At 54.3% G+C, this 26,860-nt stretch carries 23 protein-coding genes, 1 tRNA gene and 1 rRNA gene; 19 read left to right on the top strand and 6 right to left on the bottom strand.

Going from position 1 to position 26,860, the window contains the following annotated elements; all coding sequences use genetic code 11:
- Positions 1 to 20 precede the first annotated feature (20 nt).
- Positions 21 to 137: ribosomal RNA gene (rrf, locus tag R6V78_RS18090) — 5S ribosomal RNA — on the top strand.
- A gap of 233 nt (positions 138 to 370) precedes the next feature.
- Here rrf and R6V78_RS18085 read toward each other — a convergent pair.
- Complete coding sequence (locus R6V78_RS18085) at positions 371 to 799, bottom strand: hypothetical protein (protein ID WP_410290783.1); 429 nt, start codon at positions 797 to 799, stop codon at positions 371 to 373.
- Between the two features lie 27 nt (positions 800 to 826).
- On the opposite strand from R6V78_RS18085, the gene R6V78_RS18080 reads away from it, so the two are divergent.
- Complete coding sequence (locus R6V78_RS18080; protein WP_410290782.1) at positions 827 to 1,861, top strand: sensor histidine kinase; 1,035 nt, start codon at positions 827 to 829, stop codon at positions 1,859 to 1,861.
- A 10-nt stretch (positions 1,862 to 1,871) separates the two neighbouring features.
- Positions 1,872 to 3,257 (top strand): sigma-54-dependent transcriptional regulator, encoded by a 1,386-nt coding sequence (locus R6V78_RS18075; protein WP_410290781.1) that lies wholly within the window; start codon positions 1,872 to 1,874, stop codon positions 3,255 to 3,257.
- Between the two features lie 14 nt (positions 3,258 to 3,271).
- Here the strand turns inward: R6V78_RS18075 and R6V78_RS18070 are convergent, their stop codons facing one another.
- Entirely contained in the window at positions 3,272 to 3,892 is a 621-nt protein-coding gene (locus R6V78_RS18070; protein WP_410290780.1) for a hypothetical protein, read from the bottom strand.
- 300 nt (positions 3,893 to 4,192) lie between these two features.
- Between R6V78_RS18070 and R6V78_RS18065 the strand changes: the two genes are divergently transcribed.
- From R6V78_RS18065 to R6V78_RS18035, 7 genes are all read left to right on the top strand, one after another.
- Positions 4,193 to 5,209 carry an amino acid ABC transporter substrate-binding protein gene (locus tag R6V78_RS18065; protein ID WP_410290779.1) on the top strand — a complete coding sequence of 339 codons (1,017 nt, stop codon included), beginning with the start codon at positions 4,193 to 4,195 and terminating at the stop codon, positions 5,207 to 5,209.
- Positions 5,210 to 5,365: 156 nt separating this feature from the next.
- Positions 5,366 to 6,544 carry an amino acid ABC transporter permease gene (locus R6V78_RS18060; RefSeq protein WP_410290778.1) on the top strand — a complete coding sequence of 393 codons (1,179 nt, stop codon included), beginning with the start codon at positions 5,366 to 5,368 and terminating at the stop codon, positions 6,542 to 6,544.
- Positions 6,541 to 7,635: an amino acid ABC transporter permease gene (locus R6V78_RS18055; protein ID WP_410290777.1), complete on the top strand. Its 1,095-nt coding sequence runs from the start codon at positions 6,541 to 6,543 to the stop codon at positions 7,633 to 7,635. Before R6V78_RS18060 ends, R6V78_RS18055 begins: the two co-directional genes overlap by 4 nt.
- Positions 7,636 to 7,748: 113 nt before the next feature.
- Entirely contained in the window at positions 7,749 to 8,474 is a 726-nt protein-coding gene (locus R6V78_RS18050; protein WP_410290785.1) for an amino acid ABC transporter ATP-binding protein, read from the top strand.
- Between the two features lie 38 nt (positions 8,475 to 8,512).
- Positions 8,513 to 9,640, top strand: a complete 1,128-nt coding sequence (gene alr / locus R6V78_RS18045; protein ID WP_410290776.1) for an alanine racemase — start codon at positions 8,513 to 8,515, stop codon at positions 9,638 to 9,640.
- 129 nt (positions 9,641 to 9,769) lie between these two features.
- Positions 9,770 to 11,137 (top strand): ribosome biogenesis GTPase Der, encoded by a 1,368-nt coding sequence (gene der, locus R6V78_RS18040; protein ID WP_410290775.1) that lies wholly within the window; start codon positions 9,770 to 9,772, stop codon positions 11,135 to 11,137.
- A gap of 15 nt (positions 11,138 to 11,152) precedes the next feature.
- On the top strand, positions 11,153 to 12,502 hold the full coding sequence (locus R6V78_RS18035) for a replication-associated recombination protein A (protein WP_410290774.1): 1,350 nt from the start codon (positions 11,153 to 11,155) through the stop codon (positions 12,500 to 12,502).
- A gap of 21 nt (positions 12,503 to 12,523) precedes the next feature.
- Here the strand turns inward: R6V78_RS18035 and lgt are convergent, their stop codons facing one another.
- The 3 genes from lgt to R6V78_RS18020 all read right to left on the bottom strand — a co-directional run bounded on the left by lgt (position 12,524) and on the right by R6V78_RS18020 (position 15,851).
- The gene (gene lgt, locus R6V78_RS18030; RefSeq protein ID WP_410290773.1) at positions 12,524 to 13,369 is read right to left on the bottom strand and encodes a prolipoprotein diacylglyceryl transferase; all 846 of its coding nucleotides are present in this window, start codon (positions 13,367 to 13,369) and stop codon (positions 12,524 to 12,526) included.
- A 156-nt stretch (positions 13,370 to 13,525) separates the two neighbouring features.
- Complete coding sequence (locus R6V78_RS18025) at positions 13,526 to 14,851, bottom strand: TolC family protein (RefSeq protein WP_410290772.1); 1,326 nt, start codon at positions 14,849 to 14,851, stop codon at positions 13,526 to 13,528.
- A gap of 70 nt (positions 14,852 to 14,921) precedes the next feature.
- Positions 14,922 to 15,851 carry a TIGR01212 family radical SAM protein gene (locus R6V78_RS18020; protein WP_410290771.1) on the bottom strand — a complete coding sequence of 310 codons (930 nt, stop codon included), beginning with the start codon at positions 15,849 to 15,851 and terminating at the stop codon, positions 14,922 to 14,924.
- A 127-nt stretch (positions 15,852 to 15,978) separates the two neighbouring features.
- Here R6V78_RS18020 and mnmG point away from each other — a divergent pair, with 127 nt between their 5' ends.
- The 9 genes from mnmG to istB all read left to right on the top strand — a co-directional run bounded on the left by mnmG (position 15,979) and on the right by istB (position 25,906).
- The gene (gene mnmG, locus R6V78_RS18015; RefSeq protein WP_410290770.1) at positions 15,979 to 17,853 is read left to right on the top strand and encodes a tRNA uridine-5-carboxymethylaminomethyl(34) synthesis enzyme MnmG; all 1,875 of its coding nucleotides are present in this window, start codon (positions 15,979 to 15,981) and stop codon (positions 17,851 to 17,853) included.
- 25 nt (positions 17,854 to 17,878) lie between these two features.
- Positions 17,879 to 18,019, top strand: coding sequence for a hypothetical protein (locus tag R6V78_RS18010; RefSeq protein WP_410290769.1), 141 nt, complete (start codon positions 17,879 to 17,881; stop codon positions 18,017 to 18,019).
- A gap of 102 nt (positions 18,020 to 18,121) precedes the next feature.
- The gene (locus R6V78_RS18005; RefSeq protein WP_410290768.1) at positions 18,122 to 19,012 is read left to right on the top strand and encodes a DnaJ C-terminal domain-containing protein; all 891 of its coding nucleotides are present in this window, start codon (positions 18,122 to 18,124) and stop codon (positions 19,010 to 19,012) included.
- Positions 19,013 to 19,232: 220 nt separating this feature from the next.
- On the top strand, positions 19,233 to 19,754 hold the full coding sequence (hpt, locus tag R6V78_RS18000; RefSeq protein ID WP_410290767.1) for a hypoxanthine phosphoribosyltransferase: 522 nt from the start codon (positions 19,233 to 19,235) through the stop codon (positions 19,752 to 19,754).
- 15 nt (positions 19,755 to 19,769) lie between these two features.
- Entirely contained in the window at positions 19,770 to 22,184 is a 2,415-nt protein-coding gene (locus tag R6V78_RS17995) for a DUF3426 domain-containing protein (RefSeq protein ID WP_410290766.1), read from the top strand.
- 77 nt (positions 22,185 to 22,261) lie between these two features.
- Positions 22,262 to 22,338: transfer RNA gene (locus tag R6V78_RS17990), tRNA-Met, on the top strand.
- 221 nt (positions 22,339 to 22,559) lie between these two features.
- Positions 22,560 to 23,387: a hypothetical protein gene (locus R6V78_RS17985; RefSeq protein WP_410290765.1), complete on the top strand. Its 828-nt coding sequence runs from the start codon at positions 22,560 to 22,562 to the stop codon at positions 23,385 to 23,387.
- A 225-nt stretch (positions 23,388 to 23,612) separates the two neighbouring features.
- Positions 23,613 to 25,151 (top strand): IS21 family transposase, encoded by a 1,539-nt coding sequence (gene istA, locus R6V78_RS17980; RefSeq protein WP_410290764.1) that lies wholly within the window; start codon positions 23,613 to 23,615, stop codon positions 25,149 to 25,151.
- Positions 25,148 to 25,906, top strand: a complete 759-nt coding sequence (gene istB, locus R6V78_RS17975) for an IS21-like element helper ATPase IstB (protein WP_410290763.1) — start codon at positions 25,148 to 25,150, stop codon at positions 25,904 to 25,906. The genes istA and istB overlap by 4 nt, the downstream gene beginning before the upstream one ends.
- Positions 25,907 to 26,300: 394 nt before the next feature.
- Here the strand turns inward: istB and R6V78_RS17970 are convergent, their stop codons facing one another.
- The gene (locus tag R6V78_RS17970) at positions 26,301 to 26,630 is read right to left on the bottom strand and encodes a putative sensor domain DACNV-containing protein (RefSeq protein WP_410290784.1); all 330 of its coding nucleotides are present in this window, start codon (positions 26,628 to 26,630) and stop codon (positions 26,301 to 26,303) included.
- Between the last annotated feature and the right edge of the window lie 230 nt (positions 26,631 to 26,860).

The following is a 26,860-nucleotide window of genomic DNA, read 5'->3' as shown; positions in this document are numbered from 1 at the left end:
GACGTTTGCATAAACGATTTTTCGGTGGCGATGGCGAAGAGGCAACACCCGTTCCCATCCCGAACACGGAAGTTAAGCTCTTCAGCGCCGATGGTACTGCATGGGAAGCTGTGTGGGAGAGTAGGACGCCGCCGAAAAACTTCTTCATACCAGCCCGCCCCCCTTAGCCTTCGGGGGCGGGCTGAATCGTTCGTAACCCGCCTGAAAATTTTAAGATCTTCCGCATTTTTTCGATATGTGATAAAATCCCTTCCAACATTCTCGTCCGGTCTAATTTAAAAGTAGCACAACCGCATCGATCATCGGCCGCCAAATGGGTTTTCGAGGTATAAAAAGCCGGGTTTTTATTCAGTTCTGGATACTTTTTTTATTATCCATGCTTTTTATCGATGTTTTGGTTGGGTTTATTTTTCTCGAAAGGTCCATTTCCAGATATGCGGATCAAAAACGCTTGGCGTTGATGGTTGCCTGCGAAAAACAACTGCGGATTGCTGCCGTCGATAAAAATTCGAGCCTGGTGACAGATACACTCCGGTTCCTGAAGGACGACCGGTTTTTTTTTGTCGATCAGGCCCACCCAACGCCGCCAAATGCCAGGCAAAGCACCTTGGGGGACAACCTTGAAGAAGCGGTTTATCTTACATTGACCACGGGTCGGTCCGCCACGCGGAAAGTTGGCAAAACCATGGGGTTGATGTTTTGGCAACCCAAGTCCTTGATTATCACCTATGCGGTCAATGTGGATGGCAAAACCATTGCCGCAGGAGGCCTTGAAAGTGTTTTGACAAGCATTTACCATGACTTTCACAGAATTCAGAAGATCGCTTTGATTTTTGTTTTGATTAACAGCTTTTTTTTTGCCCTGTACGGCAACCGCCAGCTCTCCAGGATTTATTTCAAGCCGCTTAAAAGGTTGGCAAAGCGCGCAGAATCCTATCAGGATGAAGAGGTCCTTTTTTTCTCAGTTCGAAAAGAAGACAATGAATTTTCAGCACTTTCTTCTGCACTGAATAAAATGCTGCATCGCATTGCAGATGACAAGCGGTTGTTGAAGGAAACCATCGACTCTTTGCAGACAGCCAACCGTGACCTCAAAAGGGCCCAAAACGATGTCATCCGGGCGGACAAATTAGCCACCGTTGGACGGTTGACCTCCGGAATTGCCCACGAAATCGGAAATCCCATCGGGATTGTTCTGGGATATCTGGATTTATTGAAGCCAACGGACCTGTCGCCTGATGAGCGCAACGATTTTATCGCAAGATCCGAAAAGGAGATCACCCGGATCAATCATATCATTCGACAGTTGCTGGATATGTCGAGAACATCCGTCGATGAATCCAAACCGATTTCCATTCATCAACTGCTGCGGGACCTGGTTTCCGTGTTCAATTATCAGCCCTTGGCCCAGGCGATCACTTTCGAATCTACCCTTGGCGCTGCCGATGATCTTGTTTTTGCTGATCCCGATAGGCTCAGACAGGTCTTTCTGAACATCCTGCTCAACGCTGTGGACGCAGTCAATTCAACCGCCGTCTCAAATGCACGCATAAAAATACGCTCCGAATGCGTTACCGGCCAAGAAAACGACCTGAATGATGCGGACGCCAATTTTATCAAGGTGACCATCCAGGACAACGGACCCGGAATCGAACCCGATCATCTGCCCCATGTTTTCGATCCTTTTTTTACCACCAAGCAACCCGGTAAAGGCACGGGATTAGGCCTGAGCGTATCTTTCATGATCGTAGAGAAGATAGGGGGTCACATAGCTGCATCGAGCAGTCAGAAATCCGGCACCGTTTTTGAGATCTGGTTGCCCTTGACCAGGCATCATGTCGCAAATGGGATCGACAGGTAGACAGGTTCTTATGGAAATAAAAGCCAAACAAAAAAGTATTCTGATCATCGATGATGAAGAAAATATGCGCCACATGCTGCAAGCCATGCTCACCCGCTACAGCTATGCCATCGACACCGCAAAAGACGGCGCTGAAGGGCTTGCCAAAATTACCCGTCAGCAGTTTGATTTGATCCTTTGCGATGTGAAAATGCCCCAGATGAGCGGTTTGGAGTTTCTCAAGGCCGGTCGGGATCGTCTTTTATCAACCATCGTAATCATGATGTCGGCCTATGGCAGCATCGACATGGCCATTGAAGCCATGAAACTCGGCGCCTACGATTTTGTTTCCAAACCGTTCAAAAATGAAGAAATTCGCCTGACCATCAAAAAAGCCGAAGAGAGGGAGCGGCTCAAGAAGGAGAACATCGAACTAAAAAACCGCATCCAGCGCATTGGCTGCGGTCTGTCATTTGGGAATATGGTGGGCAGGAGCCCGGTTATGCAAGCGGTTTTTTCCATAGCCCTGAAGGTCGCCCCTTTTGACAGCACGGTGCTGATTACCGGTGAGAGCGGCACGGGCAAGGAGCTGGTCGCCCAGGGGATTCATCGGGAAAGCGACCGTTGCTCCGGCCCAATGGTGCCGGTTAACTGCGCATCCATCCCGGAGAGCCTCATGGAGAGTGAGATGTTCGGTCATGTTAAAGGCGCATTTACCGGTGCTGAGAAGGATAAAAAGGGTCTTTTCGAGATCGCGGCAGGCGGAACCTTGTTCCTGGATGAGATTGGCGAAATCCCTGTTTCCCTGCAACCCAAACTTTTACGGGTGCTTCAGGAGGGTGAGGTTCGTCCGGTAGGCGGAAGCAAGGCCAAAACCGTGGATGTACGCGTGATTGCAGCCACTTCAAAGGATCTGGAAAGAGAAATGGCGTCGGGGCGCTTCAGGGAGGATTTGTTTTACCGTCTTAACGTGGTCCCCATCGTATTGCCGCCCCTTCGCGGTCGGATAGAGGATATCCCTCAGCTGTGTCAGTTTTTTATCACCCGTTTTAACGAAACCCTCGGCAGCAGCATCAAGAATATCTCACCGGAGGCCATGAGTGCACTGATGCGGCATGACTGGCCGGGAAACATTCGCGAACTGGAAAACGCCATTGAACGGGCCATCGTTCTCGCGGACGGCAGCACGCTGGGGATGGAAAATTTTGTTTTTGGCAGAGCCGGGACGTTGAATTCAATGGGTGACGACGGCATGTTCGACGGGTTTTCTCTGAAAGCCGCCAAAGCCGAACTGGAGGACAAGATGATCCGCAAAGCGCTGGCTGCAACCGGCGGCAACCGCACCCACGCGGCCAATATGCTCGAAATCAGCCACCCCTCCCTGCTGAGTAAAATGAGACGCTACAGCATCGACTGACGATGGACGCTGCACTACAATTTGGCTTGCTGGAACAACCGCTCAATATTCAGCCGGTTGATCATATCGGTGAATATCTCACTGATCACTTTTTCCGCATCACCGGTTCCCATCAATTTCATTCTCTCGGCGCTTCCGCTGACTACCTCCAGGGCAGTCAACTGCATATCTTGGGTCAGGCTGGCCTCGTAACTGATTTCAGCCAGCCATTTCTGACCCACCAGATTGATATCGAAGCAATTGATTTTAATCCGAAAAGTCGGCACTGTCGGTGACGGTTCGCCGGCTAACCCAACACCCAGCTGCTGCAGCCGATGCTTGAGCGCCGTTTCGAACAGCAGCGGCAACGCGTAAGCCCCTATGACCTTTTGCTGACTGTCCGGCGCATCCAATGCAAGGGCGAACAGACCGGTAAAGTGCTTAAATTTATCTTTGGCCCGTTTGTTGAAGATCTCTGCATCGCTTCGAAGGTCAATGGTTTCAACAAAAACGGTGCGTCCCGCCAAGGTGATTGGCTCTGCAGGCAGGCGATAGTCAACGGCGATATAGGATTTCTGGGCGCATGCAAAGCAAATTGAGGCCGCTACGAACACCAGGGCCATGTTTGAAAACCGCTGTACGATCTTTCGCTGCATATCCCCTCCTCTTTAAAACCGGAAATTGGCAAGCACCCTTCAGTTGCCTACATGACGCCGGGAACTTTGTCAATGCAGGCCGTCACGCGGCTCTGCGGTGCGGAAAAACGTCGGGAGGTTGCCGTATGAGCAAATGCACTTGCCAACCGGGAAGCTTCCATGCTAATTCATTTGCATTAAACGATTCATATTCCATGGATATGCGTTTCCCACCGTCGGCAATTTGTCAACATTAAAGTTTTCATCGGATCCTTGCAAGGTCCGCCGTTATATTAACCGACTGCTAAATGGGAGGAAGACATGATGAAACGAATTATGGCTGTTTTTGCTCTGATTGCTGTTTTTGCAGTGATCGGGTCCGCTTCTGCCGGGACGCTGGATGATGTCAAGGCCAAGGGTTTTGTGCAGGTGGGGGTCAACGGAGATCTTTTCGGTTTCGGCAAACCGGATGAAAAAGGGGTATGGAAAGGCCTGGATGTGGACACCGGCAGGGCCATCGCAGCAGCCGTATTCGGCGATGCCGACAAAATTAAGTTCACTCCCTTGACCGCCGTAACGCGTTTCACCGCCCTTCAGTCCGGTGAGATCGATGTGCTTTGCCGGAACGCAACGCGGACGCTGAGCCGCGAAACCGCCTTGGGACTCAACTTCGCCCAGGTCAACTATTACGACGGTCAGGGTTTTTTGGTACCCAAGAAACTTGGCGTCAAAAGCGCCAAGGAACTGGATGGGGCGGCCGTGTGTGTTCTGCCCGGCACCACCACGGAACTGAATGTGGCCGATTACTTTCGGTCCACCGGAATGAAGATGAAACCGGTTGTGATCGAAAATACCGCTGAACTGGCGAATGCTTTTTTCGCCGGCCGCTGTGACGCGCTGACCTCGGATGCCTCCCAGCTTGCCGGTACCCGCGCTGTGGCTCCCAATCCGGACGATTACATCATCCTGCCCGAAATCATCTCCAAGGAGCCTCTGGCACCTGCCGTTCGCCATGGCGATGACCAGTGGTTTGATATCGTCAACTTTTCGGTTCTGGCCATGATCGAAGCCGAGGAGATGGGCATCACCTCGAAAAACGTCGATGAGATGCTCAAGAACACCGACCCCAAGGTGCAGCGTTTTCTGGGAGTCAGCCCCGGCAATGGTCAGGCATTGGGCCTGGATGAGAAGTTCGCTTATCATATTGTCAAACTGGTGGGCAACTACGGAGAAGTCTTTGAGCGCAACGTGGGGAAAGACACATCCTTGAAAATCGAGCGCGGCCTGAATGCCCTTTGGACTGATGGCGGCTTGATGTATTCCCCGCCGTTCAAATGATGAACGCAAAACAGGCAACCCTGGACTTCCAGCCGGTGGATTGAAGAAGCCACCCGTTGCCGAAAGGTGCGATGGATCATAATTGCGTTAACCCGTTGCTGTGCGCGCCCGTTCATTCGATCGCCCACAGCAACGCGACGCCTGAGTCATAACAGGATGCATACGGTCGACACCGGGGGACAAAAGGTCCCCTTACTCAACGATCCTGCCAAGCGATCGATGCTGTATCAGGTGGGTGTGGTTCTCATGGTGGCTGCATTGGGCTATTATTTAATGTCCAATACCCTGACCAACCTTGAGCGCCAGGCCATCGCCACCGGTTTCGGATTCCTCGAAAAGGAAAGCTCGTTTGAAATCGGTGAAACCCCGATTCCCTACTCTGCGGCGGACAGCTACGCCCGGGCGCTGCTGGTTGGCGTGCTCAATACCCTGAAAGTTTCCTTTGTCGGCATTGTACTGACAGTCATTCTCGGTGCACTCATCGGCATCGCCCGGCTTTCCACCAACTGGCTGGTTTCACGATTGGCGGCCATTTACATTGAAGTTTTCCAGGATATCCCCGTCCTGCTGCAGCTATTTTTCTGGTATGCTTTTTTTTATGAAATGCTGCCCTCGCCACGCCAGGCATTCAACCCAATCGCCGGCCTGTTCCTATGCAATCGCGGTTTGATGATAGCCCTGCCCGCCGAACACCCGGTTTGGGGCTGGATGGGGTGGGTTTTTGTAGGTGCCTGCGGGTTGGTATACCTCATGCGGCGATGGGCGATCCAGCGGCTGTTCAAAACCGGTAAGACCTTCCCGATTTTTTGGAGTTCAGTGGCCTTGCTGATGGGGCTGCCTATTTTGGTCTGGTTATTGGGCGGTGCACCCATGGCCATGAACCTTCCCGAGCTGCGGGGATTTAACTTCCAGGGCGGCATGAGTGTCAGCCCTGAATTTGCCGCCTTGCTGCTGGGGCTGGTGCTGTATACGGCCGCCTTCGTGGCCGAGATTGTGCGCGCCGGCATCCAGTCAGTCAACAAGGGACAAACCGAAGCGGCCAAAGCGCTGGGGCTTAAACCTGGCAGGGTGCTCAGTCTGGTGATTTTGCCCCAGGCCCTGCGGGTGATCATTCCCCCATTGACCAGCCAAATGTTGAATTTGACCAAAAACAGCTCCTTGGCGGTGGCCATCGGGTATCCGGACTTTGTTTCCGTCGCCAACACCACCATCAATCAGACCGGCCAGGCCATCGAGGGCGTCGCGTTGATCATGACCGTTTACCTGTGCCTGAGCCTGCTGACCTCGGCGTTCATGAACTGGTATAATAAGAAAATGGCATTGGTTGAAAGATGACCGTTTATTCCTACGACAGCGGTGTGGGGCAAATTAAACCGCCGGCTGCGTCAGTGGGTGTGCTGGGCTGGATCAGGCGCAACCTGTTTAACGGATGGTTAAACTCGCTCCTGACGGTCATCATCTTGGCGTTGCTGGCCAAAATCGTCCCCCCCTTATTCAAATGGGCGCTGGTTGACAGTCACTGGCTGCCCTCCGGGTCTGGCTGTCAAGATGGCCAAGGGGCATGCTGGTCCGTCATAACCGCCAACCTGCGGTTTATCATTTTCGGTTTCTATCCCCATGATTTGCAGTGGCGGCCGCTGCTGGCCATGATCATACTGGTGTTGCTTCTTTTTTACAGCCGCAACCGCAATCACTGGCGCAATGCCCTGGGGTGGGGCTGGCTGGTTGCCCTGGTGGTTATGGGGATATTGCTGTATGGCGGTCTGTTCGGCATGGCGATTGTGGAAAGCACCCAGTGGGGAGGGCTGCCCTTGACGCTGCTGCTGGCGATCTTCGGCCTGACGGCGGCCTATCCCCTGGGGATCCTGCTTGCCTTGGGGCGCGCTTCACAGATGAAGGCGGTCAAAAGTCTTTGTATCGTATATATCGAGATGATTCGCGGGGTCCCGCTGATCAGCCTGCTGTTCATGTCGTCGGTGGTGTTTCCCCTGTTTCTACCCGAGGGGGTCACCGTGAACAAAATTCTGCGGGCCCAGGTGGCGATCATCCTGTTTACGGCGGCCTACATCGCCGAAGTGGTGCGCGGCGGGCTTCAGGCCATTCCCAGAGGGCAATATGAAGCCGCCGAATCATTGGGCTTGAACTACTATCAGACCATGCGCCTGATTATCCTGCCCCAGGCGCTGAAAATTGTCATCCCGCCATCGGTGAGCATTCTCATTTCGGCATTTAAGGACACCTCTCTGGTGGTGATCATCGCCCTGTATGACCTGTTGAAAACCACCAAATCGGTCCTGTCGGACCCGAAATGGATGGGGTTTTCCGCCGAAGCGTATATTTTTCTCGCGCTGGTTTATTTTTTGTGCTGCTACGCCATGTCCAACTACAGCCGCCGGTTGGAGCGCGAGCTGAATACCGACCTGTGAAGCGCCGCCAGGCCGAATACTTTAAGGAGATGAGAACAATATCCATGTCCGACGACTCTTCAACATCCCGTAAACCCGAGGCAGAAGGCGGCCGGAAATCTGACGCCGCCCCCATTATCGAAATCATCGGCATGCACAAGTGGTTCGGTGATTTCCACGTGCTTCAGGATGTGAACCTGGCGGTTGCCCGAGGTGAAAGGATCGTCATCTGCGGTCCTTCCGGTTCAGGGAAATCCACGCTCATCCGCTGCATCAATCGTCTGGAAGAGCATCAGCGGGGACAGATCATCGTCGACGGCATCGAACTGACCAATGATATTAAAAACATCGAGAAAACCCGGGCCGAGGTGGGCATGGTGTTCCAGCATTTCAACCTTTTTCCTCACCTTACCATACTGGAAAATCTTACCTTGGGACCCATCTGGGTGAGAAAAACACCCAAAAAAGAGGCCGAAGAGACGGCCATGATCTACCTGGAAAAAGTGCATATTGCCGAGCAGGCCAAAAAATATCCCGGCCAGCTTTCCGGTGGTCAACAGCAGCGCGTAGCCATTGCCCGAAGCCTTTGTATGAAGCCCAACGTCATGCTGTTCGATGAGCCGACTTCGGCCCTGGATCCGGAGATGGTCAAGGAGGTGCTTGATGTCATGATCAGCCTGGCGGAGGAGGGCATGACCATGTTGGTGGTGACCCATGAGATGGGGTTTGCCAAGAGCGTGGCCCACCGGGTGCTGTTTATGGACTATGGACGGATCGTGGAACAAAACACGCCCGCGGAATTTTTCGACAACCCCCAGCATGAACGTACCCAGCTGTTTTTAAGCCAGATTCTGCACTGAATGGCTGTAATCATCAACCCCCTTGCCGGAAATTGGACATGCCTTTTCGAACCTGTGCCTGGATCCATTTAAGTCGCCTGCGATTCAACTTCCGTGAAATTCAAAGAAAAATCAGTCCGGCCCGTCTGATTCCTGTTGTCAAGGCTGACGCATACGGTCATGGCGCCATTCCCGTTTCGCGATGTTTGGTTGACGAAGGCGCTGAGCTTCTCGCCGTCGCCCAGTTCAAGGAGGCCCTGGAGCTTCGCCAGAGTGGGATTGCGGTCCCCATCCTCATTTTTGGCCGGCTGTTTCCCGACGAGCTTCCTGAGGCCATCCGCGCGGGATTTCGGATTAGCCTGTTTGGTGCTGAAGACATCCGTTGGATTGAAAGGGTGCCCGGAAAAGAGGCGGCTCACGTGCATGTCAACGTTGAAACCGGCATGGGGCGCGTGGGCGTGCTTTTGGCGCGGGAACCGGAATTTTTCGATCATCTCTTGCGCTCCGGGCGCTGTGTATGGGAGGGACTCTACAGCCATTTTGCCACATCGGACGAGACCGACAAAACCTACGCCCGTGAACAATTGGCTCGCTTTTCCGCCCTGGTGGATCGGCTAAAAACCAAAGGTTCACTGCCGCCAATGGTTCACATGGCAAATAGCGGGGCCGTCCTTGACCTGCCGGAAAGCTATTTTAACGCCTGTCGGTGCGGGATCATTCTTTACGGGCACTACCCGTCCACGGAAACCTCACGGTCGATATCCCTTAAGCAGGTGATGTGCCTAAAAACTTTTGTTGCCCACCTTCGACGGCTGCCGGCCGGTCATAACGTCAGCTATGGCCGGCGATGGAAAACCAATCGGGAGACCTCCATTGCCGTCCTTCCCGTTGGGTATGCCGACGGCCTGAGGCGCCATCTGTCCGGCCGCATTCAGGTGCTGATCCGTGGCCGGCGCTATCCGGTGGTGGGCACCATCACAATGGACCAGATCATGGTGAACGTGGATGACGATCCGATAGCGGTGGGTGATGATGTCGTGATTTGGGGGGATGCTGAAAGCGGCCAGATCCAGGTTCTGGACGTGGCTGAAGCCATGGGGTCCATTCCCTATGAGATTACCTGCGGTGTCTCTAAACGGATTCAGCGTGTATTCGTATCCGATGATCCATATCCGGTCGCCGATTGAGTGATTGATGGACCATCGGCAGTGATGCGGTCCGGGTGCATTGGGCATTTGACACGTGATTCGATCCTGGGCTATACCCTTGGCCTAAACCCAAAAAGCGCATCAATAGATGTCGATCGGATATACGCCATGAAACCCATCGTCGCCATTGTCGGAAGGCCCAATGTGGGCAAATCCACCCTGTTCAACAGAATCACCCGATCGCGGGATGCCATCGTGGACGATCTTCCCGGTGTAACCCGGGACCGGAATTTCGGGAATGCCCACTGGAACGACAAGGCCTTTACCCTGGTAGACACGGGCGGATTTACTGAAGGGGACGACGATGCATTTGCCGCACACATCCGCCAGCAGGTCGAGCAGGCCATCGCGGACGCCGATGCCATTGTTCTCATGCTTGATGGAAAAGGGGGTATTTCTCCCTTTGACGCCGACCTGATCCACCTCTTGCGAGCCGCAGATAAACCCGTGTTCTATGTGGTCAACAAGATTGACGGTGAGGGCCAGGAAAAATCCCTGTTCGATTTTTATAGCCTCGGTATCGACACCCTCTTTCCGGTATCTGCCGAGCATGGCTACGGGGTCTCTGATTTCCTGGATGAACTGACGGCCGGGTTTACTGAAATGACGGCTGTGGAAGAACGGTCCAATGCCATCCGTATTGGGGTGGTGGGCAAACCCAATGCCGGCAAATCCTCCCTGATCAATGCCATTTTAGGTGAGGAGCGGTTGGTGGTCAGCGAAATCGCCGGCACTACCCGCGATTGCATCGATTCCGTCTTCACCCGGGGAGACAAGACCTACGTGCTGGTAGATACAGCCGGGATCCGCCGCAAAGGAAAGGTTTCTCAGCGGCTGGAAAAATTTTCCATCATCAAGGCCCTTCGCAGTATGGAACGGTGTGATGTGGCCCTGATCGTCGTTGACGCCGAACAGGGCATCTCCGATCAGGATGTCCATGTGGCCGGCTACGCCTTCGACCGCGGATGTGGGGCGATTTTTCTGCTGAACAAATGGGACCGGGTTGACAACCGGGACGGCAAGGTCCTGAAGCGGTTGACCGAAACGCTGCGCATGGACGCCAAATTCCTCAACTTTGCCCCTGTCACCACGGTTTCGGCAAAAACCGGGCAGGGGATTCAACGCGTTTTTCCCCTTGTCGACGAGGTTTACGCCCAGTACTCGGCCCGGATCACCACCGGCAAGTTTAACAAGGCCATGGATCAGGCTCTGACGCGCACCCAACCTTCGATGCACAAGGGCACGCGGCTGAAATTCTATTATGCCACCCAGATCTCTACTCGGCCGCCTACCTTTGTCAGCTTCGTCAACTTCCCTGACGCGGTGCATTTTTCCTACCAGCGCTACCTGGTGAACCAGATCAGGGAGGCGTTTTCCCTGGACAAGACCCCGATCCGCCTGCTGCTTCGGCAGCGTACGGGGAAAAACCCCGATTTCTTAAACAAGAGATCCAAACCCCTTAAACGAAAAAAGTGATCCAACCAAGGTTAGATGGACCTTTTCGATCAACAGGCCGCAGAGACCACTGCAGGCCAGCAGCCGCTGGCTGAACGCATGCGCCCACGTCGGCTGGCGGACCTCTTCGGACAAGATGCCGTCACGGGGCCGGGTTCCCTGATTCACCATGCCATTGAGAACGACCGTATTTTTTCGATGATCCTGTGGGGGCCGCCCGGCTGCGGCAAAACAACCCTGGCGCGGATCATCGCCGGAGAAACCCGATCCCATTTTATTCACTTTTCAGCGGTGCTTGCCGGTGTCAAACAGATCCGTGAAGTCATCGATGAGGCCAAAAAGCAGCGCCAGTTTCAGCGCAAGCGAACCCTCTTGTTCGTGGATGAAATCCATCGCTTCAACAAGGCCCAGCAGGACGCCTTCCTGCACCATGTGGAGTCCGGGCTGATTACACTCATCGGCGCCACGACCGAAAACCCATCCTTCGAAGTGATTCCACCGCTGCTGTCCCGATGCCGGGTGGTCACCCTCAACCTGCTCGATGAGGACGCCGTGGGCCGTGTTCTCGACCGGGCGCTGGCGGACGGGGGCCGCGGACTGGGTGGGTTGAATCTGCGCCTGGCCGACGAGGCCCGTGCGCATTTAATCCATATTTCATCGGGTGATGCGCGCAGCGCCCTCAACAGCCTGGAGGTGGCCGCCGCCCTGGCTACAGGTGAATCCGTACCCCGAGTCGGCATACCCCGGATGGTCACCTTGCAGCATGTGGAAAACGCGCTGCAGAAAAAGGCGCTGCTCTACGATAAGGGTGGGGACGAGCATTTTAATCTTATCTCCGCCCTTCATAAGAGCCTGCGTGGCAGTGATCCGGACGCAGCTCTGTATTGGCTGGCCCGCATGCTGGAGGCCGGGGAAGATGCGCTGTATGTGGCCAGGCGCATGGTCCGGTTTGCCTCCGAGGATGTCGGCAATGCCGATCCCTTTGCCCTGCGCATCGCCTTAGGGGCCATGGAGGCCTTTCGCTTTCTTGGGCATCCGGAAGGGGATCTGGCCCTGGCCCAGGCCGCCGTCTATCTGGCCACTGCGCCAAAAAGCAACCGTATCTATGCCGCCTGGGATAGGGTCAAGCAGGCCGTCAGGGAGCAAGGGGCCCTGCCGGTTCCCCTGCATATCCGCAATGCGCCCACGCGGTTGATGAAGGATCTGGGCTACGGCAAGGGCTACCGCTATGCCCACGATTTTAAGGACGGTTATGCACCCCAGGGCTACCTGCCCGATGCCATTGCCGGCCACCAATTTTATTTCCCGACTGACCGGGGTTACGAGAAGATGATTGCCGGACGCCTGACGCACTGGCGCACCTTGAAGGAAAAAAGCAAAAAGTAAATTGGGCCATTGAGGAACCGGTTATGGGTTTTGCCGGGTGGTTTTGACAACCGCTATCAGGATCCCCCCCGCCAGCATCATGGCCGCGCAAAGCAGCTGGCCCATGGAAAGAGAGAGGAAGATAAAGCCCAGGTGGGCATCGGGTTGGCGCGCATACTCGATAAAAAAACGCACCAGCCCGTATCCGATGAGGTAAAGGCCCAACATGGCGCCCGGGGTGCGAATCCGGCCTTTGATCGACCAGAGAACACAAAACAGGACGATGCCTTCAAAAAAAGCCTCGTAGAGTTGTGACGGATGCCGTAATCCAGTGCCCGCCGCCCCAGGAAAATACATGCCTACGGGAAGTGTGGTCACCCGCCCGTAAAGCTCCCCGTTGATGAAGTTGCCCAGCCGGCCGAACGTGTAGCCCAGTGGAATGCAGGGTACGATCAGATCCGTCATGCGGAAAAAATCCATCCGGTTTTTGCGCACGAAAATCAGCGCCGCCGCCACCACGCCAATCAGCCCGCCGTGATAGGACATGCCGGTGATGCCGGTAAAGTGGATGCCACCGGAAAATTCAAAGGGCAGGATGATCTCCAGCGGGTGGTGCAGGTAATACGAAAAGTTGTAAAAGAGCACATAGCCCAAACGGGCGCCGACGATCAGGCCGACAATCATGGCCGTCATCAGCCCCTGGAGTTGTTCCACATCGAGCTGGAAGCCCTCTTCCCGCCGAAGTCGATATAGCGCCAGTCCATAGGTGATGGCAAAGGCAACGATGTACATGAGGCCATAGTACTGCAGCCTGAAACCGCCTATTTCCAGTATCACCGGGTCCATTTGCGCTGGCAGATGTTGCCACCAGAAAAGAAAATCCCCCATATTGCCTTCGCTTTCGTCGATGTGGCGTTGGTCTGAGGAAAATGACCATACTACCGCCCGCCTTGGCAGGTCAATACCCCACTGGTATGGGACTTTTGGTCCAGCGTTTGCGTTTAATGCGGTAGATCGGGCGCGTGGCATGCTTGATGGATTACATCAGCGAGAGATAGGGTTCAATTCGTCCGGATTTTCACCAGACTTTTGTCCGTATTCACCAGGCTTCTGGCCACCCATCGCCCAATCCAGCCGAGCCCGGGCTGTTCCGTATCCATAGCGCGCCTCAAAATAGGCGCTCTCTGCACGGTCGAGAAAGCTGCGCGCATCGAGCACTTCTGTGGAGGTGGTCAATTGCTGCTGAAAAAGCAGGTTGGTGATGCGCCAGTGTTCACGGGCCTGATCGAGAGCGGTTTGAGCGGTTCCGATATTATTGGCGGCCACATCGAGGTCGAGGCGGGCCTGAATGACCTGGAGCCTTATGTCGTCCTGGATTTTTTCCAGCGTCTGCGCTAACGCCCGTTGTTCGGCATTAACTTTGGCCGAACCGGCGCGTGTTTTCCCGAATTCGAATATGGTCCAGCGGGCCTGAACCCCCAAGCTGGCATTATACGGGTTGGAATACTCATTGTTGTTGGCCCCCAGGTCATCCCCGTCCTGGTGGTATTTTCCCAGCAGGTCGATTCGGGGGTAATAGTCACTTTTGGCCAGAAGCCGTTCGTTTTTTTTTGATTGAATAGACTGTTTCAACACGGCAATTTCGGGCCTGGACCTCAGGGCTTGTTCAACCTGAGCGTTCAGCGCGGGTGGCGCCGGCATCGCGGGTTTGATGTCGACGATCTCGATGTCGCTTGCGTAATCCCTTCCCAGCAGCAGAGACAGTGCTGACCGGACGTTCCTGATGCCGGCTTCCGCCCGGTGCCGCTTTTGAAGGACATCGGCCCGGGCGACCTGGGCCTTGAGCAGGTCGTTCAACGGGACCAACCCATTCTCGTGAAACTTGCGCACGTCCTCCTCATGGGAGGCCAATGCTGCATCGCTGCTTGCGGCCACCTTGAGCGCGCTCTCCGCCGTGAGCATGTCGAAACAGCGCTGCTTGACCTGCAGGGTGACGGCCTGCCGGGTCTGTTGCAATACCATTTCGCGCGTCTGCAGACCCAGCTCGGCCAGGCGGTGACGGGCGCTGATGCTGAAGCCGGAAAACAGGGGTTGGGCCAGGGCCACCTCCCAGTGGTGTTGGTCCCGGCTGTTGGTGATCACCTGGTTGCCGTAAATGTTTACAAAGGGCGACTCGGCCAGGTTCTGGTAAGTGTAAGCCGCGGATAGCCGGGGAAAGAAATCCGCGCGGGCCTCTTTTTCGCCGAAGGTTGCCGCCTGCCGATAGGCCACCTCCTGCCGGATCAGCGGGTTGTTTTCCAGTGCCTCCCGGACGGCATCGTCGATGGTCAGGGGCGTGGCAATTGATAGGTTGACGCTGACCAATGACATGACGACAATGATCCATAACCTCTGCATGGTTTATAGGAATTGCCATGCAAAGTCGGCGGGCGGGAATGCGTCAGGTGGATGCCGGCGATACCGACATCTTACCCTGGAAGGACTTTTTTGCTTTGAACAGGTTGTGGATCAGTTCCAGGGTCTCTTTTTTTTGAAGGGACCAGGCAGGCGCCACGAGCTCTTTGGGGTGGGGGTCGCCGGTGAGGCGCTGGATGATCATCGTTTCGGGGAGCCGTTCAATGAATTCACAGACCAGCTCGGCATACTCCCGCTGCTCCAGACAGCGGTAACGGCTGTTTCGATACAGGTTTTCCAGCAGCGTTCCCCGAACCACGTATAACAGGTGGATTTTGATACCGTCGATACCCATGGCGGCGACTGCGTCGGCGGTCTCCAGCATATCCTGCCGGGATTCACCGGGCAGTCCCAATATGACGTGGGCGCAGATGTTGATCTTGCGGTTTTTGGTGGCGGCAACAGCGCGTTCGAAACAGGCAAAATTGTGACCCCGGTTGATCAGGGACAGTGTGCGGTTGTGAGCGCTTTGCAGGCCGTACTCGATCCAGATGAGATGTTTTTCGGCGTAGGCTTCAAGAAGGTCCAGAACCGGTGGATCCACGCAGTCCGGTCGGGTGCCGATGGCCAGCCCCACGACATCCTGGATGGCAAGGGCTTCGTCGTAAAGGGTTTTCAACTGTTCGACGGGGGCGTAGGTGTTGGTGAAGGACTGGAAATAGGCAATGAGTTTATTGGTCTTATAACGGCGGGCAATCCTGACCTTGCTGCGTTCGATTTGTTGGGTGATCGACAGACCTTGCAGATGTGCACCGGTTCCAGACCCATTGGCGTTACAATAGATGCATCCACCCCTGGAACGTGTGCCGTCGCGGTTGGGACAGCTGAATCCGGCGTCGATGGTGACCTTGTGCACCCGGCAGCCAAACAGCGATCGAAAGTAGGTGTTCAGGTCCCGATAGGGTTTATTATGCATGTTGATCCTGTCCTTGACCTTATTATCCCGGCAATTATATAGTCTGTCGGCTAAAAGAAAAATAAAAAAACAGCCGACGCTTGAATTGTTGGTTGGTCATACGAATTGCCCAATGCGCGGTCCATGGATGGCAATATACCAAAAACCATATGATCTGATTGTTGTCGGCGGTGGCCATGCCGGTTGCGAGGGAGCGCTGGCGGCGGCCCGCATGGGCTGCCGCGTGTTGCTGCTGGCCATCGACCTGGACAAGATTGCGGCCATGCCGTGCAGCCCTTCCATCGGCGGCATGGCCAAGGGTCAGTTGGTCAAAGAGATCGATGCACTCGGCGGAGAGATGGCCAAGATTGCCGATCAGACAGCCATTCAGTACAAAACCCTCAACACCAAAAAAGGGCCGGCGGTTCAGTCCACCCGGACCCAGAATGATAAAAGCCGCTACCACACGGCCATGAAGGCGGTGGTTGAAAATCAGCCCAACCTTGACCTGAAACAGGCTCTGGTGGAGCGTCTCATCGTAGAGGGTGGCCGTGTCTGTGGTGTGGCCGACCACACCGGATTTGGTTTTCAGGCACCTTGCGTCATTCTGGCCACCGGCACCTTCCTCTCCGGACTGGTGCACATCGGCTTTAAAACCATGCAGGCGGGACGCGCTGGGGAGTTTGCCGCATACAGTCTGCCCAACCATTTAAAGGCGCTGGGATTCAGCCTGGGCCGTATGAAGACCGGCACCCCGCCACGGCTAAACCGGGCCAGTATCGATTTCTCCCAATTTGAGGAGCAACCGCTGGAGGATCCCGCACGCCCCTTTTCTTTCTCAGGACAGCCGGGCCTTCTGCCACAGATTCCCAGCTATATCGGGCATACCAGCGAGCCGGTTCACCAGCTGGTAAGGGACAACCTGCACCTGTCCGCCCTGCACAGCGGCATCATCAAGGGGGTGCCGGCGCGCTACTGCCCTTCCTTTGAGGATAAGATCGTGCGGTTTCCAGAGCGGGACCGCCATCAAGTCATCCTTGAACCTGAAGGACTGGATACCCAGGAGATCTACGCCTCGGGCCTTGGCAACAGCCTGCCCATAGAAATCCAGATTCAAGTCGTCAGACGCGTCCGCGGCCTGGAACAGGCTGAAATCATGCGTCCGGCTTACGCCATTGAGTATGACTTCATCAACCCGATTCAGCTGCGACCAACCCTGGAAACCAAGCGGGTGAAAGGCCTTTACCTGGCTGGCCAGATCAACGGTACGTCCGGATACGAGGAGGCTGCGGCCCAGGGCATGTGGGCCGGTATAAACGCCGCCTGCGCCGTTCAAAAGCGCCCGCCTTTTATCCTGGATCGCAGTCAGGCATATATGGGTGTGATGGTCGATGACCTGGTCACGCGTGGAACCCGCGAACCCTACCGCATGTTCACCTCCCGCGCCGAATACCGGCTGATGCTCAGGGAAGACAACGCCGACCTGCGGTTGACGGAAATCGGCTGCGCGCTCGGCTTGGTCGATGCCGACACGCTAAAGGAAAATCGTGCGCTGAAAGCCCAAATTCAAGCCGAGACCCAGCGTATCAGGCAGACGGTGATCAAGCCGCAGCCCGCAGTCAACGCCTACCTTGAACTAAAGGGAACGCCGCCTATCGACAACGGCATACACCTGGTCCAACTGCTGAAACGGGCCGAACTTGATTACGAAGCCGTTGCCATCCTGGCCCCGGCCGACCTGCCCCTGGCGGAACGGGTGACGCGACAGGCAGAGATAGAAATCAAGTATGAGGGCTACATCCAGCGTCAGCTTCAGGAGATTGACAAGTTCAGGCACCTGGAGCGGATCCAACTGCCCGATAAATTGGACTATGCAGCCGTTCACGGTCTCTCCAGCGAACTCAAGGAGAAATTGACCGCTGTCCGGCCGGCTTCCCTGGGACAGGCATCCCGTATCGAAGGGATGACCCCAGCAGCCATTTCGGTCCTCATGGTGCATTTAAGGATATGGAAGCACAGTTGACCCCCCGGCTCCGGGTGAGCCGATCATGTTCATCATTTTCGCCGGTACCGGCTTCGGTGCACTGATCACGATCTGGGCGGGCTCCCGGCGGCTCTTCGACGAACGGCACCGTCTGCGCCTGGAGCGTCTGCATACACCGCTGCGTGGGGATGATCCAACGGCTTGACATTAAAGGCCTTACACCTTATTTTTGCCCACTGATAAATTAACGCGGTCGATGAATGCGGTGACCGGCGGCAGCCAACCACCGCAGGGAGCAGGAGCAATCATGTCCCAGCAGGATTATTACCAGATACTGGGGGTATCCAAGAATGCCACGGATGCCGAGATCAAGAAGGCCTACCGCAAACTGGCCATGAAATACCATCCGGACCACTCCAAGGGAGACAAGAACGCCGAAGAGATGTTCAAAACAGTCAGTGAAGCCTACGCGGTGCTCAGTGACAAAGAGAAACGCCAGCAGTACGATACTTTTGGATCTTCGGGCTTCCACCAGCGCTACTCCCAGGAGGATATTTTCAGAAACGTGGACTTGGGAGACATCCTCAAGGAGTTCGGGTTTGGTGGCCAGGGGATGCGCTTTTCTTTCGGCGGGGGCTCTCCATTTGGCGGGCGCCAGCGGCGCCGTGCACCGGTAAAAGGGTCTGATCTGGTCTATGAGCTGCCCCTGACGCTGCATGAGGTGGCCAGTGGAACCAGCAAAACCGTCACTTTCCAACACCAGGGCCGCACTGAAAATATTACGGTCAAGATACCGCCCGGCATGATTACCGGCAAGAAGCTTCGTTTGGCCGGTAAGGGCGAACAGAGCGGTTACGGTGGACCGCCCGGCGACCTGTATATTCAATCCAGTGTTTCCGCGGACCCGGTATTTACCGCAGAGGATCATGACCTTCACATCACTGTGACCATCCGGCTCAGTGAGTCGTTGATGGGCACCCAGGTGGGCATCCCCACCCTTGAAGGCGGTGAGTTGAGTCTGAAAATCCCTCCGGGAACCCGCCATAAAACCCGCATGCGCCTGGCAGGACACGGGCTTCCCATGATGAAGGGCAGTGCCAGGGGCGACTTGTTTGTCACCGTTGCGGTGGACATCCCTAAAGAATTGACTTCCCAGCAGAAAAAGATTGTTGAAAAACTGGCTGCCACAGGCATGTAACAAATTAAATTCATTGACAACTATCCTGCAGTAGGTTAGTTTCTCGCCGAACTGGCGGCATGGAATTCAGGTTTCATGGTTGCCTGGAAATGATTATTTCGATTTCTCAAATTCCATTGGCAACATCCGCACAAAACCACTAAATCCCATGGCCCGTGTTTTTTCCGTTTTTTAAATGCTTAATGCTTGCCAGTTGAACGACAGGCAATAAAGACCGGATATGCCTGAATTTACTTCCGTTATTAATAAAGATGAAATCCAACGCCAGGTATCCAGGGTTGCAGCAACGATTTCAAAAGACTACCAGGGCCGCGAACTGGTGCTGATTGGTGTGCTCAAGGGGGCCTTCCTTTTCCTTGCCGATCTGGCCCGCCAGTTGAAATTGGAAAAAGTAAAAATCGATTTTCTTCAAGCTTCGAGCTACGGTGCCGATATCGTATCATCAGAGACCATCGTGCTTAAGAAAGACATCGACATTGATATCCATGGAAAAGATGTGCTTGTGGTGGAAGACATCGTCGATACCGGCCTGACCCTCGCCCATCTTATCAACCACCTTGCGGGCTTTGGGCCAAAAAGCATCAAGGTTTGCACCATGATCGACAAAAGCGAGCGCAGGCAAGCGGCGATCGACGTTGATTACGCGTGCTTGACCGTGGAAAAGGGTTTTCTAGTGGGGTATGGCTTGGATTATGCCGAGAACTACAGGAATCTACCAGAAATTTACCATATGAAACTTTAGTCAGTGAGGGGTGCCATGATTATCACCTGTAAAGCGTGCAATACCAGTTTCAATCTTGATGACAAGATGCTCAAACCCACTGGTTCGAAAGTCAGGTGTTCGATATGCACCACTGTGTTCACCGCTTTCCCGCAACAGACGCCAGTCCCGGAAACACCGGCCAAAACGGTTGCAGTACCCGATCCTGATCCGACGGTTTCTATTTTTACGCCTCCCGCCGGACCGGACAGTGCCGAACCAGGGGATTTTACAAGCCTCCCTGATCCTGAGACGGATATTCTTGCAGAAGCGTCCGGGGCGCTTTTTTCTGAAGACGCAGATCTTGATTTTGCGCTGGATGACGAACCGGAAGCGGGGGTGTCGGCCACTGGAATTGAAGATGCGTTGAGCAGCGTCCTGGACGACGCCCCGGCGGACTTTGCATTCGATTCCGATTCGGATTTTGACTCAGCCGACGCCGATGAGAGCGGAGCGACCACCATTGCCAGTCTGGACGATGACCAATTGGATCTGGGACCGACTCCCGAGAGCGCCGGCGAAGACGCCACCGAAACGGTCATTGCCAACCTGGATGATGATAAGCTGGACTTCTCCTTTGACGAACAGCTCCGTGAGGAGGCAACTGGCATCGCCGATCTTGACCTGGAGGACCTGGATCTGGATGTCTCACTCCCCACCGGCACGGATTCGGAAGCCAACGCCACAGTCATCGCCAACCTGGATGATGACGCGCTGGACCTTGACAGTGATTTATCTCTGGGAGCCGAAGGCACAACCGGATCGGTTGATTCAGCCGAAGACGACCTGCCGGAAACCCTGGATGATATTGACGACCTGAACCTCACCCTGGATATGGAAACGGGTCTTGACGAATCGCAGGCCGATGCGGTCCCACCGAAAACAGCCGATGCCTCCCTGGATGACCTTTCCCTGGATTTTGATCTGGACACGGACGCTGATATGGCTGAGGCAGCCTCGCCGGCGGAAGCCGGCGCGGGCCCGGATGATGAGTTTGATCTGGATCTGGATAATGATGGGGACGTGGAAGGTGCCCCGGCGGTTGAGTCGGCAGCGTTTGAGGACGACCTGGACCTTTCCAGCCTGGAAAGCCTGCTCAAGGACGACGAAACGATTGGGGGGGGTTCCGCCCCGGTTGCCGTCGATGAAGACCAGGAGCTGACCCTTGACATGGATGATGAAACGCCCATGCCCGAAGCCGAGGCTGCGGGTGAGCCAGGCGAAACCCTGGAAGACCTGGACTTCAATTTGGACGCAGAGGCAAAGGCCGCATCGCCTGACTTTGACCTTTCCGATGATGCCGATCAGGAGATTGATCTGTCTGAGATCGAGAAAATGCTTGAGGAGCCCGAAACAGGCAGCGCCAAATTCAGCAGTGTACCGGAACAGGACCTTGATCTGGACATCGAAGCCAGCCTCGAGACGGAGAAATGGATGTCCGAATCCAGGGATGACAACCAGCTGGTGACGGATGAGGAGCTTGACTTGTCTGAACTCGAGCAGGTCCTGGAGGATGTGGACACAGAAGCGACTGACGATGTGCTGGAGGATCCAGACCTTGAACTGGACCTGGGCGATGGTGAAGCCTTGGGTAAGTCGACTGAAACCGTGGCGGTAGACAACCGTCTGGATTTCGACCTGTCTGACTTTGAGGATGCTGCTCCGGACAAAACCGGTGCTGACGCTTCTGCTCGCGAATCCGTCGACATGAAACTCGAGTTTGAGATGGAAGAAGGCGGCCACTCGGAAAAGACGCTGGAAGACGAAGGCCTCGAAGCGACCGTGGTTGTTCCCGAACCCAAGGCTGAAAAAGGGAGAAAAGCACGACCACAATCCGCTGCGCCTCCCAAACCGTCCCCCAAGCCAAGACCTGTGAAGAAGGGAATCAACAAATCACTGGTATTCCTTCTGATCATTGCCATTTTTGGTCTAGGGGGGTACGGGACCTATTTTCTGTTGAAACAAAAGGGCATCGAAATCCCCTTCCTCAGCGAATACCTTCAGCCGACTGTACAGGATCCGGGTAACCTCAAACTGACCACTTTCGATGTCAACAGCAAATTCGTGGACAATTCCAGTGTTGGCAAGCTCTTTGTCATTTCCGGAAAGGTCAAGAACGGATACACCGAAAGCCGGGGGATGATCACAATGACAGGCCAGATCTTCTCTACAGGTAAGGTCCCCGTTCATCAAGAGACGGTCTACTGCGGCAATGTGATGTCCGATCTTGAACTGGCCAACCTGGAATGGGAGAAAATCGAGGCCAGACTGTCCAACCGGCTGGGGGACAACCGCAGCAACGTGAAGGTCGAACCCGGAACGTCCATTCCTTTTATGGTGGTTTTTTCAGGCCTTCCCGATGATCTGGAGGAGTTCACCATAGAGGTTACCGGCTCTACACCCCTCAAATGAAAGCGTTGGTTTTCGGCTTGACTATGTGCCGATGAGCTGTTAATAGTCCGCTGTTCTTTTTGGCCGCGAAAAAAAATGGCGATGTAGCTCAGCTGGTCAGAGCATGCGGCTCATATCCGCAGTGTCCGGGGTTCAAGTCCCTGCATCGCCACCAATAAATAAATAAAGGGGCGCTGTTCTAAGCGCCCTGAATTTATTGTAAAAACTCCCATTTCTGACTTGTAGAAACTGATTGTACAAAGTTGACGAAATCGGGGGTTTTTTATGGCCAGAATCCGCAAGTCTCCGAGCCATCTTTTGCGTGTTGGCACAACTTATCATTTCCGATATAGCATCTCCCGCCAGCACAAGTGATTCGTTTCGGGGGAGGTTCGTGTGAGCCTCGGCACCGGTTCGTTGAAGACCGCCCGCATCAGGGCTGCCAAGCTGACCAGCCACACGAAATTGTTTTTGGACATGATTACAGAGGGGCGAATAGTGATAAGCAGGAAAAGCGAGATCAAGGCTGCATTGGGCCAGTATCTGAGGGAAATCCTTGAAAAGCACGAAATGGGGAGGCTTGAAGGTTCAGATGCAACTCCGAAACCCAATTCCCCTGGCGTGGATGTGGATTCAGAGACCATGCTGACAATTGTTGAACTGGAGATTCTCAATCAACTCAAGGGCCGTCAAGGAAGCGGGAAGCTCGATGTTGCCGGATTTCTTGATCAGGTCGGATTGAAAGATATGTCAGAGGACAGCCCAACTTATAGATTCGTCCACAGAGAGCTCCTGAAGCTGTGCCAAGCGGTCATCAAAATTGAGCAAGAGCGGATGAAGGGTAATTACAACAGCCAGTTGGAGCTTTCCATACTGTCAAATTACCCTGCTCAGCAACCATTGGTGCCGGCCAGCGAGGCAAAACAAAAGCGTAAACGATCCAAACGGCTGTCGAAGGCCATTCAACAGTTCCTAAATGAAAGCGTATCTGATGATAAATGGGCGCCCAAATCCATCACTGAATATAAAAATAGGTTAGCACTCCTGCCCGAGATTATGGGTGATTGCCTGCTGTCCGAGATCGACTTCAGCAAGACCCGAAAGTTTTTTGATGACCTAAAACGCCTGCCTCCCAACAGATCCAAAATGAAAGCATACCGGGGGGTAACAATTCCTGAGCTTTTAAAAATGAAACTGCCTCCAGTTGCGTATTCCGCCGCATAGTGACCACCCGTTCCGCTGGAAACTGTCCACTCATTCCGCTGCATTGTGACCACCCATTCCGGAGCAAACTGTCCACCGATTCCGGAACATTGTGACCACCCATTCCGCTGATTGTGACCACTTTTTCAGCAAGCGAAACGACGCTGGATCAATTGACCTTTTAACGATAATCCTTCCTCATTTTTATCCGTGAGGGGAGGATTGATGGCAAAGGACCGATTATCCATGCGAAAACTCAAAGAAGTGCTCAGGCTCAAATTCGACCACCAGTTGACCAACCGTAAAATTGCCAAAAGCTGTGCCATGTCCCATGTCACCGTGGGTAAGTATCTCACGCTGGCCGAAAAAGCCGGGATCGCCTGGCCGATGCCCGACGATATCGATGACGGCCAACTCGAACAGCGTCTTTATCAAAAGGTCGATCGGTCTGCTGCCCAAAAGCCGGTCATGCCCCCGATGGAGTACCTGTTCAAGGAACTCAAACGCAAGCACGTCACCTTGCAGCTTCTGTGGTACGAATACAAACAGACCCATCCGGAGGGCTACCAGTACAGCTATTTTTGCGAGCTGTATCAAAAATGGCACAAGGGCCTCGATATCAGTATGCGGCAGGAACATCTGGCCGGTGAAAAACTGTTTGTCGATTATGCCGGACAGACGGTGCCCATCATCAACCCCGAAACGGGAACGGTCGCCTTCGAGGCCCAGATTTTTGTCGCCACATTAGGCGCCAGCAACTACAGCTTTGCTGAAGCCACCGCATCCCAGACCTTGCCTGACTGGATCAAATCCCACATCCGCGCCCTGGAGTTCTTCGGCGGCGTTGCCAAGATCCTGGTGCCCGACAACCTGAAAAGCGGGGTCACCCATCCGTGCCGCTACGAACCAGACATCAATCCGACCTACATGGATTTGGCCCGTCACTATGGCACCACGGTCATTCCCGCACGGCCCGGAAAACCCAAAGACAAAGCCAAGGTAGAGTCTTCCGTATTGATCGCCGAACGTTGGATACTGGCGGCGCTACGCAATCACCGGTTTTTCTCTTTAGCAGAGCTGAATAAAGCTATTGATGAGAAGTTGGTTCTATTCAACCAGCGCCCGTTGCAACGGATAAAAGCGTCCCGTCGTCATCTTTTTGAAACCATCGACAGACCGGCGCTGGCCACGTTGCCTGCCCATCGATACGAGTTTGCCCAGTGGAAAAAAGCGACCGCCAATATCGATTATCATGTGGAGGTGGACCGCCACTATTACAGCGTTCCATATCAGCTTCGGGGCCGAAAGCTCGACGTCAGCATGACGGCCACAACCATTGCGGTCTTTCACAAAAACCGTCGGGTGGCCAGTCACCTCAGAAGTCATCGCAAATATGGCCGCACCACTGTTGCCGAGCACATGCCCAAATCCCACCAGCGGCATCTTGCGTGGACCCCTTCACGGATTATCAATTGGGCGGGTAAAACGGGGCCGTGTACCCAGCAAGTGGTTACCGAAATCATGCGGCGCAAACAGCATCCGGAACAGGGCTTCAGATCCTGTCTGGGAGTGATGCGCCTGGGCAAACGCTACAGTACCGACAGACTGGAAAAGGCTTGTGAACGAGCGGTGGCCATCGGCGCCTATACCTATCAGAATGTTGAATCCATCCTCAAAAGCGGGCTCGACCGGCAGCCGCTGTTGCCACCGTCCAAAGACTGCAGCATCTCGCATCCAAACATCAGAGGCTCACGCTATTATCACCAAAAGGAGAATCAACCATGATGACACAGCAGACAATAGACAAGCTTCACGATATGAAACTGACCGCCATGGCCGACGCCTTTGCCGAGCAGATGGGGAAGCCGGATCTGGGAGAGCTGAGCTTTGAAGACCGCCTGGCCATGCTGGTGGACCGGCAATGGACCTTTAAAGAGGACCGACGCATGACCCGGCTGCTCAGAACCGCCAAACTCAGGGACAGCGCCTGCATCGAAAATGTCGACTTCAAGACGCCCCGCGCCCTGGATAAATCACTGGTCGTGAGGCTGGCCGGCAGCGACTGGATCAAGAGGGCCCAGAACGTCATTATCCTCGGCCCCACCGGCGTCGGCAAAACCTATCTGGCCTGTGCCATCGCCAACAGCGCTTGCCGCAACGGCTTTGCCGTCATGTACAAGCGGGCACCGCGATTGTACCAGGAGGTTGCCGTCGCCCGGGCTGACGGGTCTTATCCCAAGCTGATGAATCGATTGTCAAAGATCAAGATCCTGGTCATTGACGATTTTTGCATTTCTCCGATGACCGATCCGGAGCGCCGGGATCTGCTGGAGGTGCTGGAAGACCGGCAGTCGATCTCCTCCACCATTATCGCCACCCAGGTTCCTGTCGAAAACTGGATCGCGCATATCGGCGATCCCACCCTGGCCGACGCCATTTTGGATCGCCTGATTCACAACGCCCACAGGATTAATTTGAAAGGAGAGTCCATGAGAAAAATCCGTTCGTCCTTGACGAAATCCGATAAGTCTGGGAGGTAGGAAACACCAGCGTCGCTTCGCTCCGATCATGTGGTCACAATGCAGCGGAACAGGTGGTCACAATCAAGCGGAACGGGTGGTCAGTATCCTCCGGAATGGGTGGTCAGTTTGAGCGGAATACGCACCCAGGAAAGTGCCTGAGTACCCGAACGGTAAATAATGTCATGCAGTCAGTTTACAGTTTATTTGATTGGGCCATACAACGTGACATGATGGTTAAAAATTATGCCAGCGGTATGCGAATCAAGCAGACCAAGCGGCCCGATGAATCGAAAGAGCCATTCAGCTCAAACGATTTAAAGCGACTATTCGGTTCGATGACCAATGAAAAAGACCATAAATTCTGGATACCGTTTATCGGCCTTTACACGGGTGCAAGGCTTGAGGAAATCTGTCAGCTTGATATCACCGACATCAGGCAGGAGGACGATATTTGGGTTTTCGACATTAATGAAAGGGATGATAAGCGGTTAAAGACACTTAACGCCAAGCGTAGCTGTCCAATTTGGGAGATACGAGCCACTGCAATTGCAGTGGAATCTTGGTTAAACGCAGGTGCCAATTTTGTTAACGTTTCTGTGGAAAATAGCAATTCTTCTCCAAACGGGAAGGCGTCAATCCATGGCGCATGATAAAATAAAGTTTTTAAAGTTGTATCAGGATATAAGACCACTCTTACCTTAACTTGAACTCCCTCTTCATATTCGATACTTGCAAAATACATTGTCTCAAGGAGAATCTTCAGGTCTAACGGATCTGGTACAGCAGCAACCATTTCAGGCTTATTGGTGGCACGCCCAATATTGACCCATGCATCCCTTTTTTCTTCTATTAATGGAAGCCCAAGCATTTAGTTTCATCCTGGTGCACAAGCTGCGCCGGGCGATGGTCCGGCCCGATCGGGACCGGCTGCACGGCACGGTCGAAGTGGACGAGACGTACTGGGGCGGCGAA

The sequence above is a fragment of the Desulfosarcina sp. genome (assembly GCF_046496365.1).
Classification (GTDB): Bacteria; Desulfobacterota; Desulfobacteria; order Desulfobacterales; family Desulfosarcinaceae; genus Desulfosarcina.
This window is presented reverse-complemented; position numbering and strand designations above follow the sequence as displayed.

Excerpts from the sequence above, each read along its gene's own strand:
- R6V78_RS18085 (WP_410290783.1), bottom strand. The coding sequence starts at position 799 with ATGGTAAATGCTTGTCAAAACACTTTCAAGGCCTCCTGCGGCAATGGT.
- R6V78_RS18075 (WP_410290781.1), top strand. The coding sequence starts at position 1,872 with ATGGAAATAAAAGCCAAACAAAAAAGTATTCTGATCATCGATGATGAA.
- R6V78_RS18070 (WP_410290780.1), bottom strand. The coding sequence starts at position 3,892 with ATGCAGCGAAAGATCGTACAGCGGTTTTCAAACATGGCCCTGGTGTTC.
- R6V78_RS18065 (WP_410290779.1), top strand. The coding sequence starts at position 4,193 with ATGATGAAACGAATTATGGCTGTTTTTGCTCTGATTGCTGTTTTTGCA.
- R6V78_RS18060 (WP_410290778.1), top strand. The coding sequence starts at position 5,366 with ATGCATACGGTCGACACCGGGGGACAAAAGGTCCCCTTACTCAACGAT.
- R6V78_RS18055 (WP_410290777.1), top strand. The coding sequence starts at position 6,541 with ATGACCGTTTATTCCTACGACAGCGGTGTGGGGCAAATTAAACCGCCG.
- alr (WP_410290776.1), top strand. The coding sequence starts at position 8,513 with ATGCCTTTTCGAACCTGTGCCTGGATCCATTTAAGTCGCCTGCGATTC.
- der (WP_410290775.1), top strand. The coding sequence starts at position 9,770 with ATGAAACCCATCGTCGCCATTGTCGGAAGGCCCAATGTGGGCAAATCC.
- R6V78_RS18035 (WP_410290774.1), top strand. The coding sequence starts at position 11,153 with ATGGACCTTTTCGATCAACAGGCCGCAGAGACCACTGCAGGCCAGCAG.
- lgt (WP_410290773.1), bottom strand. The coding sequence starts at position 13,369 with ATGGGGGATTTTCTTTTCTGGTGGCAACATCTGCCAGCGCAAATGGAC.
- R6V78_RS18025 (WP_410290772.1), bottom strand. The coding sequence starts at position 14,851 with ATGTCATTGGTCAGCGTCAACCTATCAATTGCCACGCCCCTGACCATC.
- R6V78_RS18020 (WP_410290771.1), bottom strand. The coding sequence starts at position 15,851 with ATGCATAATAAACCCTATCGGGACCTGAACACCTACTTTCGATCGCTG.
- mnmG (WP_410290770.1), top strand. The coding sequence starts at position 15,979 with ATGGCAATATACCAAAAACCATATGATCTGATTGTTGTCGGCGGTGGC.
- R6V78_RS18010 (WP_410290769.1), top strand. The coding sequence starts at position 17,879 with ATGTTCATCATTTTCGCCGGTACCGGCTTCGGTGCACTGATCACGATC.
- R6V78_RS18005 (WP_410290768.1), top strand. The coding sequence starts at position 18,122 with ATGTCCCAGCAGGATTATTACCAGATACTGGGGGTATCCAAGAATGCC.
- hpt (WP_410290767.1), top strand. The coding sequence starts at position 19,233 with ATGCCTGAATTTACTTCCGTTATTAATAAAGATGAAATCCAACGCCAG.
- R6V78_RS17995 (WP_410290766.1), top strand. The coding sequence starts at position 19,770 with ATGATTATCACCTGTAAAGCGTGCAATACCAGTTTCAATCTTGATGAC.
- istA (WP_410290764.1), top strand. The coding sequence starts at position 23,613 with ATGCGAAAACTCAAAGAAGTGCTCAGGCTCAAATTCGACCACCAGTTG.
- istB (WP_410290763.1), top strand. The coding sequence starts at position 25,148 with ATGATGACACAGCAGACAATAGACAAGCTTCACGATATGAAACTGACC.
- R6V78_RS17970 (WP_410290784.1), bottom strand. The coding sequence starts at position 26,630 with ATGTATTTTGCAAGTATCGAATATGAAGAGGGAGTTCAAGTTAAGGTA.